The organism is Metabacillus fastidiosus NBRC 101226 (genome assembly GCF_001591625.1).
In the GTDB taxonomy this organism is placed as follows: domain Bacteria; phylum Bacillota; class Bacilli; order Bacillales; family Bacillaceae; genus Metabacillus; species Metabacillus fastidiosus.
This window is the reverse complement of sequence record NZ_BCVG01000094.1, coordinates 1-14467: the sequence shown is the minus strand read 5'-3', so window position 1 is coordinate 14467 and position 14467 is coordinate 1. Positions and strand designations below refer to the sequence as shown.

17 protein-coding genes, 1 pseudogene and 1 riboswitch are annotated in these 14467 nt (G+C 36.2%); of the genes and pseudogenes, 4 read left to right on the top strand and 14 right to left on the bottom strand.

The window, feature by feature from the left end; all coding sequences use genetic code 11:
* Window positions 1–220: 220 nt before the first annotated feature.
* The 4 genes and pseudogenes from BFA01S_RS17230 to BFA01S_RS17215 form a co-directional block, all read right to left on the bottom strand.
* Complete coding sequence (locus BFA01S_RS17230) at window positions 221–1528, bottom strand: LLM class flavin-dependent oxidoreductase (protein ID WP_066233524.1); 1308 nt, start codon at window positions 1526–1528, stop codon at window positions 221–223.
* Between the two features lie 77 nt (window positions 1529–1605).
* Window positions 1606–2358, bottom strand: coding sequence for a 3-oxoacyl-ACP reductase (locus tag BFA01S_RS17225; protein ID WP_066233521.1), 753 nt, complete (start codon window positions 2356–2358; stop codon window positions 1606–1608).
* A 147-nt stretch (window positions 2359–2505) separates the two neighbouring features.
* A riboswitch (TPP riboswitch) is annotated at window positions 2506–2606 on the bottom strand.
* A 387-nt stretch (window positions 2607–2993) separates the two neighbouring features.
* Window positions 2994–3320: pseudogene (locus BFA01S_RS17220) on the bottom strand (reverse transcriptase domain-containing protein); the annotation flags it as partial.
* Window positions 3321–3729: 409 nt separating this feature from the next.
* Entirely contained in the window at window positions 3730–3930 is a 201-nt protein-coding gene (locus BFA01S_RS17215) for a cold-shock protein (protein WP_066233516.1), read from the bottom strand.
* A 291-nt stretch (window positions 3931–4221) separates the two neighbouring features.
* Here BFA01S_RS17215 and BFA01S_RS17210 point away from each other — a divergent pair, with 291 nt between their 5' ends.
* Complete coding sequence (locus BFA01S_RS17210) at window positions 4222–5013, top strand: Cof-type HAD-IIB family hydrolase (RefSeq protein WP_066233513.1); 792 nt, start codon at window positions 4222–4224, stop codon at window positions 5011–5013.
* Window positions 5014–5091: 78 nt separating this feature from the next.
* Complete coding sequence (locus BFA01S_RS17205) at window positions 5092–5310, top strand: hypothetical protein (protein ID WP_066233511.1); 219 nt, start codon at window positions 5092–5094, stop codon at window positions 5308–5310.
* 40 nt (window positions 5311–5350) lie between these two features.
* On the opposite strand, the gene BFA01S_RS17200 is transcribed toward BFA01S_RS17205, so the two are convergent.
* Window positions 5351–6472: a DUF4179 domain-containing protein gene (locus BFA01S_RS17200; RefSeq protein WP_066233508.1), complete on the bottom strand. Its 1122-nt coding sequence runs from the start codon at window positions 6470–6472 to the stop codon at window positions 5351–5353.
* The gene (locus BFA01S_RS17195; protein WP_066233502.1) at window positions 6469–7038 is read right to left on the bottom strand and encodes a sigma-70 family RNA polymerase sigma factor; all 570 of its coding nucleotides are present in this window, start codon (window positions 7036–7038) and stop codon (window positions 6469–6471) included. Before BFA01S_RS17195 ends, BFA01S_RS17200 begins: the two co-directional genes overlap by 4 nt.
* Window positions 7039–7200: 162 nt before the next feature.
* On the opposite strand from BFA01S_RS17195, the gene BFA01S_RS17190 reads away from it, so the two are divergent.
* Window positions 7201–7419 (top strand): spore germination protein, encoded by a 219-nt coding sequence (locus BFA01S_RS17190; RefSeq protein WP_066233500.1) that lies wholly within the window; start codon window positions 7201–7203, stop codon window positions 7417–7419.
* A gap of 95 nt (window positions 7420–7514) precedes the next feature.
* Here BFA01S_RS17190 and BFA01S_RS23510 read toward each other — a convergent pair whose 3' ends face one another.
* From BFA01S_RS23510 to BFA01S_RS17155, 8 genes are all read right to left on the bottom strand, one after another.
* Window positions 7515–7637 (bottom strand): hypothetical protein, encoded by a 123-nt coding sequence (locus BFA01S_RS23510; RefSeq protein ID WP_268874886.1) that lies wholly within the window; start codon window positions 7635–7637, stop codon window positions 7515–7517.
* A complete protein-coding gene (locus BFA01S_RS23060) occupies window positions 7634–8092 on the bottom strand; it encodes a hypothetical protein (RefSeq protein ID WP_066233497.1) in 459 nt (152 codons plus the stop codon). The genes BFA01S_RS23510 and BFA01S_RS23060 overlap by 4 nt, the downstream gene beginning before the upstream one ends.
* A gap of 65 nt (window positions 8093–8157) precedes the next feature.
* The gene (locus BFA01S_RS17180; protein ID WP_066233495.1) at window positions 8158–8613 is read right to left on the bottom strand and encodes a (2Fe-2S)-binding protein; all 456 of its coding nucleotides are present in this window, start codon (window positions 8611–8613) and stop codon (window positions 8158–8160) included.
* Window positions 8614–9444 (bottom strand): FAD binding domain-containing protein, encoded by an 831-nt coding sequence (locus BFA01S_RS17175; protein ID WP_066233490.1) that lies wholly within the window; start codon window positions 9442–9444, stop codon window positions 8614–8616. It abuts the gene before it with no gap.
* A complete protein-coding gene (locus BFA01S_RS17170; RefSeq protein WP_174521610.1) occupies window positions 9431–11764 on the bottom strand; it encodes a xanthine dehydrogenase family protein molybdopterin-binding subunit in 2334 nt (777 codons plus the stop codon). The genes BFA01S_RS17175 and BFA01S_RS17170 overlap by 14 nt, the downstream gene beginning before the upstream one ends.
* A 59-nt stretch (window positions 11765–11823) precedes the next feature.
* Window positions 11824–12450, bottom strand: coding sequence for a nucleotidyltransferase family protein (locus BFA01S_RS17165; protein WP_066233487.1), 627 nt, complete (start codon window positions 12448–12450; stop codon window positions 11824–11826).
* Window positions 12437–13423, bottom strand: coding sequence for an XdhC family protein (locus tag BFA01S_RS17160; RefSeq protein WP_066233484.1), 987 nt, complete (start codon window positions 13421–13423; stop codon window positions 12437–12439). The genes BFA01S_RS17165 and BFA01S_RS17160 overlap by 14 nt, the downstream gene beginning before the upstream one ends.
* Before the next feature lie 128 nt (window positions 13424–13551).
* Window positions 13552–13842 carry a hypothetical protein gene (locus BFA01S_RS17155; protein ID WP_066233482.1) on the bottom strand — a complete coding sequence of 97 codons (291 nt, stop codon included), beginning with the start codon at window positions 13840–13842 and terminating at the stop codon, window positions 13552–13554.
* 313 nt (window positions 13843–14155) lie between these two features.
* On the opposite strand from BFA01S_RS17155, the gene BFA01S_RS17150 reads away from it, so the two are divergent.
* Complete coding sequence (locus BFA01S_RS17150) at window positions 14156–14386, top strand: hypothetical protein (protein ID WP_066233478.1); 231 nt, start codon at window positions 14156–14158, stop codon at window positions 14384–14386.
* Window positions 14387–14467 lie beyond the last annotated feature (81 nt).

The window sequence follows — 14467 nt, the reverse complement described above, 5'->3', positions numbered from 1 at the left end:
GAAAAACCCCCACTGATGGAAGTTTCACTTTATATCAATTTCTCTATAACCATTTAGTATTTCATCTGAGTATGTTATTTCTAAATTATACTCTATTACATAAACATTGCCTGAATCAGTAAGTCCAATTATAATTACTCTTACGAGAAGATTCTCGCGTTTTTATACTACTGCCAGCATCTTACCTCTTCAATTAGTACAGTCATTTTATAATAATTTATTATGTTAATCCTAAATGTTCACGGAAGGTATGACCTTCATATTTCTCTCTGAAAATACCTCTTTTTTGCATTTCAGGAACAATTAGTTCAACAAAGTCTTCTAAACTGCCCGGTAATGTAGGAGGCATAAGATTAAATCCATCAGCCACACCAGCCTCCAACCAGATTTCCATTTGATCGACAACTTCTTCGGGCGTACCTATCAGCGTGTGATGTCCACCGCCTGCATTAAGATATCCCAATAACTCCCTTACTGTAGGTTGTTTATCATTAATAATTTCTAGTATCGTTTCGTAACGTCCAACTGGACCAGTAAATTCTTCTACTGGGGGTAGTGGAGGTACTGCTTTATCAATTTCCCAATTAGAACAATCTTGTCGGAGAAAGAAACTCAACTGTTTTAAAGCTGTTTCAATAGGTAATTTCTCATCCAATGCTTCTTTTTTGGCTAAAGCTTCTTCATGGGTATGACCTACATAGGTTACTAAGCCTGGAAATACTTTAATATGTCTATTGCTGTCTTCGCTTTGTTTCACTTGTTTATCTAATTTTTCACGAAATCTTTTTGCCTGCTTTAAGTTCCACGACACGGAATAGACTGCATCGGCATATTTTGCGGCTAATACAATGCCTTGTTTAGACGCCCCTGCTTGCATTGATACTGGTTTGCCTTGCGGACTTTTTGGCGTAGTGGATGGGCCGCTCACTTTAAAATAGGTACCTTCGTGATTAAAAGGCTGAATGTTTGAAGGATTTATCAATTTTCTTTCTTCTCGATTATGTAAAAAATCATTACCGTCCCATGAAAGAAATAACTTATTCATTAAAGCAGCGAATTCATCTGCCTTCTCATAGCGCTCGTCATGAGGAGGCAGTCCTTCCATACTATGATTTAACGCCTCCAAATCAGTCATGGACGTAACGAGATTCCAGCCAACACGTCCTTTTGTAATATGATCTAAACTCAGTAGCTGACGTGAAGCAGTGAAAGGATTAGAAAAAGTACTTGAAATAGTTGAAACTAATCCCACATGATTTGTCACTTGAGAAATAGCAGTTAAATTGACGATTGGATCAAACCAAAATGCTGGCATATCACTAGCATTTTTACTTCGAAATGATTGACTATCAGCAAAGAATACGGCGTCAAAGAAGCCTTTTTCCGCCAACTGCGCTAAAGATTGGTAATAGGAAATATCTCCAATACGTTCAACGCTTGAGCCAGGCATTAACCAAGCAGCTTGATGGTGTCCACAACCATACAGCAAAACACCTAGGTGCAGTTGTTTTTCTTTCGTTTTTGTCATTTGTTTACACCTCAAAATACATCATCATTACTTGTCTTGTATACTCCTTTTTTGAAGGATTATCTATGGTTAAGCTATTAGTTCATTGTCAAACCGCCATCTATTGTGAAATTTTGACCTGTAATACCGTTCGCATTTTCCGAAGATAAATAAGCGACCATATTGGCTACATCTTGAGGTGTAGTCACCTTCTTCAATGGCGTTGATTGAGCAATTAAATCGAATACCTCTGGTGTTGTAACAGCACTGGCGTCAGTCGTTTTTAATAATCCGCCTGAAACTACATTTGCTTTTATACCATATACTCCTAATTCAGAAGCGATATTACGTGTAAAACCTATTAATCCAGCTTTAGCTGTTGTATATTCGTGGTAAGGTACAACAGGATTTTGATATAAATTAGTACCTATGCCGATAATACTTCCATTTTTTCTTTCCATAAATTGAGGTAGGACGCTTTGAATTACATTAAATGCTGCTTTTAAAGTACCATCCAGCTGTTTTTGATAATCATCCCAAGTGAGTTCTGTGAAGGTTTTCTGTTTGTTTGGATCAAATTTGAAGTCTACTAATGCATTGTTGACTACAACATCTATTTGACCAAAATATTCCGTTGCTTTTTTTATCAAGTTATCTACTTCTTTACGATTTGTTACATCAGCCTGAATTGCAATAGCATTCTCTTCACCAATCTCAGAAACGAGCTTCTCAGCAGAATCTTTGCTTTTATAGTAATTGATAACCACTTGAAATCCTTGTTGTGCCAATGTCTTTACAATAGTTGCTCCTAAACCTCTACTACTACCTGTTACTAATACTGTTCTAGTCATCATAACCACTCCTATATTTTTAATTTTGATGAAACTTAAATAATAAAATGATAGATAAAATAAAAAATACGCAACCTTCCCATAGGAAAGTTGCGTAAAAACAAATAACTACATATTAAAAATAAGGCACAATCGCTCTTTAATTATGTATTAGAGTTTACACTTTCCTACGCTAGTTTCAACTAGTTCAGGTTCAAAGGGTTTGAGGTAATACTCATCTCAGTTAAATAACACCCCTAGTGCATATATTTAAGTTATATTCAATGTTATAGTTTCAAGAAAATTATGTCAAGGAAATATATAACTTTATTATTCTAAAATTAACATATTATATCTTCTTTCATAACTAATCTATAATATTATTATAAAAAACTTAAACATTTTTTTGTAGATGGAAAATTAAAATAACATCTCTCTAAAGTGGAAAAAACAATGAAAAAGTACATAAGTCTTATAGCTATTCTTTTTATAATGTCATTCGTTCTCATTGCTTGCAGTGATAACAAGGAACAAAACAAAATCGACGACAGCTCGGAAGATAGTCATACAGAAGATAAACAGAATAATGCAGATATAAACTTAACATAAGGAAAGCGCACCCATTTCATTCTCCGTTCAAGGTTCTTCACTTCACGCTTTCTCAATTCATAGTCTGTAATGCATTCAAGAAATTCCAAGCTTTTAACAATCGCCATCTCACAACTTCTTCTTGGTCTAAAGCCATTACTGAATTCGCTGAACTGCTTTTCAAATATCGGACTTAGTACTTGATGAATGGCTTGTTGAACGACTCTATCCACTACTGTTGGTATTCCCAATTTGCGCATCTTTCCATTTTCTTTTGGGATCTCCACTCTTAAGGCAGCTTGTGGCTGGTATTTTCTTGTTCTGATGCGCTGGCGCAATTCATCCTTGTTCTCCCTCAGATATTGTTTTAGTTCGTCGACTGTTACTCCATCGACATTGAGCAATTCATCTATTGAAGGCTTTTCCTCTTTCTTTATATAAATGGATTCATATAACATTTCCATAAAAAAACTTTTTTCATTTGTTATATACTTGTTATTGTTTTTAATATTAAATACAAATTATTTTTTCTGCTATATTTTTTTAGTTGAAATAGAGTTCTCTTAAGCAAATAATGATTTTATTATGTAAATTCATAACATTCATTAAATACAATAATTTCCCAAAAGAAATTTTTAGAAGATTGCTTAGTATTTCTGAAAATTATGATATAATAAGTTAAACCTTTTACTGTTCCGTTTGCTGCCCTGCTCCTTCACCGAGCGGGGCTTTTATTTATTATCTTAAACATAATAAAAAACAGACCCTATAAATAGAGTCTGTTGTACGTAAAGTTTAAGTTAATTAAGCTTTTTGAACGTTAGAAGCTTGTGGTCCACGTTGTCCTTGTTCTACGTCAAAAGTAACAGCTTGACCTTCTTCTAAAGTTTTGAAACCTTCGCCTTGAATCGCTGAGAAATGAACGAATACGTCGTCTCCACCTTCGCGCTCGATGAATCCAAAACCTTTTTCTGCATTAAACCATTTTACTTTACCTTGTTCCATTTTGTTTGCCTCCTAGTGCGTTAAACATAACACATAATTGTAATCTATCCTTGCTCTCAGTGATATCAAGGGAATACGATTGTATCCTTAAATACCGAACAAAAATAATTCTTTATTATCATAACAAATATATGGGAGCAAAGCAAGCGTAATTCCTATTTCTTTTTTGTTTTTCAATTTTTCTTATTATATCACGTTTTTAATAGACTCTTTCTCCCGTTTCACTACTGTCTGTTGCTATGTTAAAATTTAGATGAACTTTTAAAAATAACAGAAGTTTGGAGATAAACGATGACTACTAATTTTAAATTATTATTTCTTGATATTGATGGAACGACTTTAAGGCCCAATGATACGATTGAGAATTCGACCAAGGAGGCTGTTGCAGCTGTTCAAGAGAAAGGTGTCGGAGTTTTCCTCGCAACCGGCAGGCCATTGCATGAAATATCAGACATTGCAAAAGAACTGAATATCGATTCTTTTATCGGCTATAATGGTGCATTCGCTCTACATAATAAAAAAGAAATCATCAATGCTCCAATGAATGAACAAGCCGTACAGTTTTTTATGAAAACAGCAAAAGAGCTTGGACATGAGATAGTCATGTATACAGACGAAAAAAATGTATTTACAACATTGGAAACAGAAAAAATAAAACAGTTTATTAAAACTTTCCATCTCAGGAAAAATGAACTTTACAATCCGGAAGTAACATCTCATATTTTAGGCATGACGTTAATGAACATAAAAGAAACAGAGCTAAAACAATATGAAAATGAATACAACATCCATTTATCACAAGTAAATGTGGAAGGAATGCATGATTGCTATGATGTTATACGGGATAATGTCAATAAAGGGAGCGCCATACAGGCAGTACTCAAACATTTAAACGTAGAAAAACAATCCTCGATCGCTTTCGGCGACGGCATGAATGATAAGGAAATGCTTACAAATGTCGGAGAAAGCTTTGCAATGGGCAATGCACATCCAGATCTTTTCGCTTATGCAAAACATAAAACGACCTCCGTTACCGATTCTGGAATTTATAATGGATTAAAAGTACTTGGACTTCTCTCCTAATGTAGATAATTGTCGAACGTATATGGAAGGTGTTTCCTTTTTAGTAGCGTATTATATACTAAAAGGAGCTGATCTCTTATGCCGAAAAATAAAGTATTAGAGATTTGTTGCACAAATCCTAATTGTAAAAAATGGTTTCGTTCTCCATTTTTTAATTATAATTTAGATAATTTCAATGCAAATGGACTAAAGGGCCTTAGATCACAATGCCCGACATGCGGAAATATGGTAACAGCATCTAAAAAAAATATTCGCATCCGTTCTCTTATTAATGATGAATTAGACAGAATTTCTTAAAGTAAAAGAAGATGACTCATACGAGTCATCTTCTTTTACTTTATTTTTTCAGCTCAATAACAATATCATCCAGCTTTCTTTCATCACGCATCTTTTTATTATTATTGCTGGATTTCAGTTCAGTTATTTTTTCCTCTCCATTTTCTAATATTTCTGCCCTTGTGCTTTCCATTCCGCCTTTTCCGTAATTATAATAATTAACATGCGGTGTGACGATAAGCTTTGTTGCCTTCTCATCAAGCTTCATAAATGTTTTCGACCAGTTCATATGAGACCCGTCACTGTCCCCGCTTCCACCGTTTCCTTGTCCTGAATAACTATTACCAAGATCATCTTTTATTTCAAGATCAACATTAACTACATCCCAGTTTTTCCTTACCCCTTTAGAAACATCCTGACTGTAATCTACAGTGAAGGACATCGGTGTAAACATAATTTTACCGATGCTGACCTTTACCCCATTTTCTTCCGTACTTTTATGAATAGGAAGATTATTTCTTTCTGCTGCTTTTAAATAAAAGCTAAAATCCCAATTCCCCTTGATCGTTTCTTCCTTCATCTCTGGATCAGTATTTACTTCTCCAATACTCCAATTCACATTTACCGCATCACTCTCTTCTATCATTTGAGTCGCTGTGAGCAGGCCGACATATTTATTTTCACCCACTTTTTTAATAATGGACGATCCGCTCGCTCCATGTGAACCTTCTACATTTACAAAATCAAATGTAGAAGGGCTTTCTCCTAAATCCTTCTCACTCTCAAGCGAATACGTTAAAGTAATTGTTTTCCCGTCAAACACGGCATCGTTGACAGTAATTTTAACTCCATTGCTCTTTTTCGTTACATTTAATTCATTCGCGTATTCCTTATAATTATCATAAAGCCCTGTTCTGTCATTATCTAAAAATCTGAAAATATCACCGATAATCGGTACTTGGCTCGCATATGTCGGAAATGCCAGTCCAAATGTCGCTGTTGACAGACAAAGAACAGCTGTTGCCGCAAATACTGGCTTTTTCCATTTGTTCTTCTTTTTTGGAAGGGAATTTTTTAATGTTTTTTTCAGTCTCGCTTTTTCTATCTCTGTCACTTCTATTTCCTCAAAATCCGCTTCATCTACCGTTACATCATTTAATAATTCATAAATATCTTTCTTCATATGACATTTCCTCCGAGCTTTAAATTCGTTACTTTGTGATTGAGTTTTTTCTTGGCACGATAAATCCGGTTGTCAATGGACGCTTTCGTCATATCGAGCTTCATCGCAATTTCTTCTGATTTTATGCCGAGAAAATATTTCATCATAAAGATATTTCGGTCCAGTTCATCAAGCTCATTAATAAGTTTCATCAGTTCTGCTCTATTTTCTAATTGGATAAGCTCGTCCTCTACTGAATTCTCATTCTTCATTTCCACATAATCAGAAGCAGTTTCCGTCCGTTTCACTGCTTTTCTGTAATAATCAATTGCTTTAAATTTCGCAATTGAATAAATCCACTTTTTAAATTCCTCACTTGAATTCCCTTTAAATTTCTCCGAATGATTCCAAACAGCTAGGAAGACATCATTCATGCATTCTTCGATCATTCCCTCATTACTCAGTTGTCCAAGAACTTTGTATGTAATACCTTTTATGAGAGGTAAATAATGATCAATAATAAATTCCAATGCATCTTCTTTTCCATTTTGAAGGCGCCTGATAAAATTTTTCTCATTAGATTTCATATATATTTCTCCTTTTTTACTGTAAAAGCTTTTACACTATATACAACGAATAAAAACGCCTTTATTCTCACAAAACCGAAAAGAATTTAACTGATAATGAACAAGGAGGCATCAGCCGCATAAAATAAAGCAATATCAATTCTATTAAAGGATGTTTTGTAAATGCCGGCAATTGTAGGACCGATCAAAATTAATAGTGTAGATGGTGGAATTGTAAACTTCGGGGACTCATTTTATTTATCACCAAAAAGCAGTTCAAAGTCTGTTCTTGGTGCTGGGGCTGCAAACACGGGAGATTTTTTATTTGTTAATAGCGGAATAAATGCATCTAATTTCAATGACCCAGATGTTAATGATCAAAACATGACTGGCAATGCCTAAGCATCTGTATAAAATATTTATCCACGATAAGGACTATTAAAAAAAGCAAATTCTCTTTTATCGGAGAAAATGCCTTACGATAGTCCTTTTTCGCTTTATTCGTCCTCTGCTCCTCCTTCTGTTTTCGTAAAGAAGAAAATAAAAAGAATTAATGGAACAGCGATTAAGAAGACGGTTCCTGTTGATGACTTTATCGTTGGAATAGTCTGGCCACTCATTGATTTCTCTCCTCTGTTAATTTTTCCATTTTTTTATGATCAATTTTTAAATGATCCGGTACTATTTGATTAAGGGCTTTTACATTTTCACGCAAAACCGGCGCACTTGCTACCACTCTTGACTCACCAAAAATCGGTCCGGTGACATTAAGAAAAAATTTCTCTGAGGAAATAACAACACTGACAATTCCAATCTGCTCTGCAAGTATTAATAAAGCAATAATGACATCAATTACTCCAATCAATAAATTAACTGTTTTTTTTCCTCTCCGGGCTTGTATTCTGTCACTGCCGATGATCGGTCCTCCTAATGAAAGACTAATAGCGCCTGCTCTTACAAAAACACCGGTAATTGTTAACTGTCCTGTTAATAAAAGAATGGCAATAATATAGTTTATATATTTTTGCAGAACGATAAGTTCCTCGTTTTCTTGCATTTTTTCAATTTCTTCCACGATACCATTCCACCCTCCTGAATTATACTATTCTATAATTTTTCGGAGGTCACATGTAAGAGCCTTTACATTTGCTTATGTTTTAACACAAAAAGAACAGCTGCTTCAATTTCTTCATAGCTTGTGCACCTGCATATATTCGAGGAAAGCCACTCCCTTATCTTTTCTTTAGACGGCTTATGCTCCGTTTCAGTTAAAGCATGACAGTTCATAATAAAACCAGGTGTACAATACCCACATTGAAAAGCGAATTGCTCTACAAACGCCTGCTGAATCGGAGTATTGTGAAGCCCCTCGATTGTCGTTATCTCCTTCCCTTCTCCTTCCACAACAAGCATAATACATGATTTTAAAGGAATTCCATCAACAATAACCGTACAGGCTCCACAGTCTCCATTTAAACATCCCGGCTTAGCACCGGTCAGCCCTAACCGGTTTCTTAAGACATATAAAAGTGTATCTGCGGATCTTACGTCCAATATATGCAATTCTTTGTTTATTTCCAGTTTAATTTGCGGCACTTATCTTTCCTCCATTTCCCTTAATATATCGAGTAAAATATTTTTTAAAACGAATAAACGGTATGCACTGGATCCTTCCACATCATCAAGGATCGGGGAAGGCACATAAGTAATGGCATTCCGAACTTTTTCCTCATTCGCTATATTTCTGTTCAGCTCCATTTCCACTTCAAAAGAACGGAACGGAAACGGACATAATCCGCTAAAGGCAAATCGTAATTGTCCGTTTATTTTTAAACAGGCCGCTGTTATTAATGGATAACCTGTTTCCCATTGCTTTCTTCTTTTTATATGAACGTACGGGGCATCTAAATAATTTACATCCGTTGAAATAGCTGTTAAAAACTGTCCGTCTTCCAATGAAAGAGTTTCATTAAATATAGAAAGAACTGAATATGTCTTTATTCCTTCCGTACTTGCAATGTGTACATTGCTTTCTGCTAATAAAAACGGCAGAACTGCTTCACGATAAAAAATTTGCCCGCAAATATTCCCTCCGAGCGTAATTTTATTTCTTGCTGTATGATCTGCTACTTCGCTTGCAGCAGCACTTAAAAGGGGGAAATAATTCTTCCCCTCAATTTCAGTTAATGTTAAACAAGAACCGGTAATAAGCTTCTTTTCATTTTTTTCATGAAGAAGGCATTCTGGAATATTTTTAAGATCAATAACAGCTCCCGCCTCAACTAAATTCAACCTCCCGAGCGTCAGTATTTCTGTACCGCCGCTGTAATAAATAGGCTTTTTCTCTTTTTCTTTTAAACTGTTATATAATGCAGCTGCTTCATCAATACTGGAAGGTTTATAATATTCAAGATTAGTCGAGAGCATGTTCATTCCCTCCTTCTCTTGCCCGCCACAGTAATTCAGGAATAAGCGGCAGGCGGGTCAATTCCCTTTGAAGAGCTAAAGACAGACTATTCCCGAGAGCAGCCGGCATTCCTAATAACCCATGCTCTCCAACACCCCTTGCTCCGTACGGGGCATCAATTTGCGGCGTTTCAACAAAACTGACGACATATTCAGGATGCTCACCAAACCGCAGAGGGCGATACGTTCTTAGCTGATTATTAAGAACCCGGCCGTAAATATCAAAAATAAATGTTTCTCTTCCAGCAAATGACAGACCCATACTCATCGCACCTTTCACTTGCCCGACAGCTGCCTTTTCGTTAAGCACTTTCCCGATATCAATGACAGAAACTGCTTTTATAAGCCTATACGTATAATCTTTCATATCAATTTCAACTTCCACGCCCTGTGCGCCGACAGTCCATTCAGGTCCCGGCTTTCCTGCTCCAGTCTCTTCATCCAAATATGTCATATGCCTTAAAATATAATTTCCCCGTCCGATTATTTGTCCGCCAATCGCGTTCCCATTCGGATATGTAAATCCATATGCGATATCTTTAACCAGAATATTAATTTGCGGTTCATCCCTTACAAATACTTTCCCTCCGCCAACTTCCAAATCGTCAGCTGAAGCACGAAGGACACATGCCGCAATATGCTTTAATTGCTTAATGACATCATCTGCAGCTTCTAATACCGCTCTTCCTGCCATAAATGTCCCTCTGCTTGCGACTGTCTTCCAATGATCCGGCGTATTTTGTGTATTAACCTCCATTTGTACATGAACATCTTTTATATCCATCTTTAATTTTTCAGCTAATATTTGTGCTAAAATTGTTTTTGTACCAGTACCGATCTCCACTACACCTGACATTAAATTCACGCTTCCATCACGGTTAAATGTTAAAATTGCTCCTGATGAGGCATTCGTATCTATCGTTGATGTTTTCCAAACACAGCTAATTCCTTTCGCTCTCAGCCTGTTATTTCCTAAATCAACGAGCTCGCCTTCTTCCCAATTCATCAGTTCACGCAATTTCAAAATACATTTCCGAAGATTTCCGACATTGCTGGAGTTAAGAAGTACTTGTGTAGGAGTTGTATCTCCCGGAAGAATTGCATTTTTATTCCGCAGTTCGAGCGGGTCCATATTCAGTTTTCTCGCTAAAATATCCATCGTTCTCTCAAAAGCGAATAAAACCTCTGAATGACCAAACCCTCTAAATGGAGAAGCATAAGGATGATTCGTATACATACATAAGGAATCACAATAAATATTGTCCAGCCTGTAAGGTCCCGTACAATCTACCGCACCCGCTCTTGCAACATCAATTGCTTTGTCTGAGTATGCACCGCCGTCAAATAAATAAACAATTTCCGCCGCTTTTAATATTCCGTCTTTCGTACAGCCAAGTCTCACTTTCGCATCAAGACCGATATGAACCGGAGAAGTAATAATATCTTCTTCTCTCGTATTAAGTAATTTCACGGCTCTTCCATTCACCGCTTTAGATGCTAAATAGACAAGGATTTCTAATTGAATCGGCGCTTTTCCTCCATATGCTCCGCCTACTAATGGAGTATTAACAATGATTTTTCCGTCATCGATATTGAAATAATCACCGATTAATTTTTTAATCATAAATGGTGCTTGTGAGGAGGATGTAATGACAATATCACCATTCGCCCGAATTTCTGCAAAAGAGCATCTCGTCTCCATCGCCGCATGGTCAGAAGGATGGAAAAAGAAGTTTTCTTCCACTGTTATTTCACTTTCCCGCCATCCCTTTTCCATATTGCCTTTTCTTATTTTTGTAATGTTTGCGATATTCGTACCAGGTACCGGATAAACTTGCCCAACCTTTTCATATTGAGCGAGATTTTCATGGATGAGCGGCGCATCTTTTTTTAAAGCATCTCCTGGTGAATTCACGACAGGAAGCGGCTCATATTTTACTTTTATTTTATCTGCTCCCTTTTTAGCAAGGACAGGATTATCAGCGACAACGACCGCTACTACTTCTCCGTGATAACGGACTTTATCTGTTGCAATCGGTCGTCTGTCACGTAAATCTTCCCCTGTTAACGGCAGGTTTTCACCAGTAATAACAGCCCGTACTCCGGGAATTTTCTGCGCCTCCGACTGATCCATTTCGATTATTTTGGCATGTGCATAAGGGCTCGTTACCAATCTTGCATGAAGCATATCAGCTGATTGATAATCATTTGTATATCTCGCTTTTCCAGTCACTTTCTCATAAGCTTCTTTACGGATAACGCTTTTTCCGATTATGATCACCAGCGGCACCACCTGTATATAAAATGATGTTACACAAAGCCTGAATAAAGAAAGAATTTTTAATGAATATACTCGCTCATTAAAAATTCATATTCTTCTTTTGTATCAACATCAAAAAACAGCTTTTCTTCATAAAACTCAATCGTTTCTCCCTGAAAACATTTTTGATTTTCAAATAAATATTTAGCACCTTTGTCACCTTTTAATTGATTAATAGAAGGAAAAATTCTTTTATGTATAATAAGCGGCGGTCTAATAACATTGTTATAACAGGAGGCAATATAAGAGAAAGATTTTCTTTCATAAAATACATCAATGAGCTTGTTAATCATTTCTTCTGTAACGAAAGGCTGGTCAGCTAATAAAATAAAAACTCCGTCGGGATTAAATAAAGTCTCTGCTTTATGAATACCATGTTTTAAAGAAGATGAAAGACCTTTACCTGCTGAAGCACAAATCGTATATACTAATTTTTCATGTTCGTTTTGGGGCAGTTTTTTGTTAAAAAATGAGTAATTAACGGCATTCATTACAACAATAATTTTATTCAGCTTTGATGATAGTGCAGTTCTTAAAGCAGCTGTGCCTACATAATCTGCTCCAGCTGGAAGAATCAGCTTATTCCTTCCCATTCTCTCACTTTTACCTGCGGCAAGGTAAATCCCAATGATATTATTTGAAGTCATTTTCAACAGATTTCCTTTCAGACATCCTAAGTTTTTGTATCACTTCCGCCATAATACTTATCGCAATTTCATTTGGACCTTTCGCACCGATTGAAAGCCCCGCTGGCGAGGAAACTGAACCTGGAATATGCTTTTTATTAAATAAACGCATTGTTCTCTCTTTCGGTCCTAAAATACCTAAATATCTCCATTTTTTATCTATTACTCTATTTAAAAACTGCTGATCTTTTAAAAAATTATGGCTCATCACAATAACAAAATCTGTTTCTAAAAAAGCTATTTGAGCGGCGATTTCTTCCGGAGTACCAATAATAAATTCTTTTGCTTCCGGAAAAGATTGTTTATTTATAGATGCAGGTCTCCAATCAGCTAAAATAATATGAAAATCTGCCTGAAAAGCAAGGGATACGAGCGGATTTGCGTCAGGTCCCGCACCAAAAATGATCATTCTCGGCTTCGGAGTATAAAAACAGCGGTATTGTAACCCTCTGTTTGCCTCATCAATAAAAAGCCCATTCTTTTTGACTTCTCCTATATCCGTTTCAATAAATGAATCATTTAATAAGGAAAGCTGATAGGAGAATTCTTTCTTATATAGTATGCTTTTCCCTCTCTCCAATCGCTCTTTCGTAAACATCAACTCATCCTTTAACCTCTCTGTCACAAATTCCAGTAAAATGTAAATCATTCCATTACAACCAGCACCCTGCCCCCACGATAGATCATCTTCTTTTCTCATATCGTACATAATTGTTTGTAAACATTCATTTTTAAATACTTCTTTAGCCCTTATTATCACATCTTCTTCTAAACAGCTGGCAGACAGCATGCCAACATATTTTCCGTCTCCATATATAATCATTGATGTGCCTTCTTTTAAATAAGCTGATCCCTCTATATGTATAATCGTAGCTAACACACATTTTTCATCAGAGTGTGCTATTCCCTCTAATAAATCAATAAAAGTCCCCATTCCTTCCTCCAACTTTTAAATTTAGAAACAATATATTTTTATCTTTTTAAACATATGATTTAATTAAAAAAAGATGTTAAAAAGAGAGATATCCCCTCAAATTACTGAGGGGATGAAGTTTCTTATTTTCAATAGTAATAAGGATATCCGTAGCCGTAACCATAACCGTAATAAGGATACCCGTAGCCGTAATAAGGAGAAAGCAATGCGCTTCCGACTAAGCCTCCAAGTACACCGCCGACAAAGGGACCGCCAAAGCCGTAGCCATAGCCGAACGGTCTTCCGAATCCGAATGGGCGACCAAATCCAAATGGTCTTCCAAATCCGAATGGGCGACCAAAACCGAATGGTCTTCCAAATCCAAATGGGCGGCCAAAAATTCTTTCATCATTTTGATCAATAAATTCATTTTGGTTCATTATTTTCCTACCTCCACATTCTGTACTCATTAAAGGCTATGCAGATGACTATATAAATTCTTGGGTATTCGCCTAAATGAGTAAATAATTACGAAAGTATATGCTTTCTTTTTATCCCTCATTTAAAAGACAGGATGAGTCCCCCTCCAGATCCGAGTGGAATATTCATATAACAAACACATGCAACGTTCGAGTAACACATCTTAAGGAACCCAACTGACTATCTACAGACGTTTCACTTTATATGAACCATTTCTAAAAAAGAGCTTATGATAAAGGGAGCATGTGAAAGAAAATAAGAAGGTGAACAATTATGCCAACTGTTGTAATAGGCGGGCATGGCGTCCATGGCGGTGCCCATCTCCACGGCGGATTCGCGGGCAGCGGATTAAGTATAGGAAGACCTTTCGTTATGTATTATCCTCCTAGCGGTCCCTCGGCACCGTTTATAACTACTAGTATGAATCAGCCGTTTTTTAACCCGTATTTGCCTTATGGTCCTTATGGATACGGTTATCCTCCTTTTATGGGATATTACTATTAAACAACATATCTATCTCTATATAAAAAAAGAAATTGAATGTAACTATTTCAATTTCTTTTTTTATGGAGCTTGTCATATATA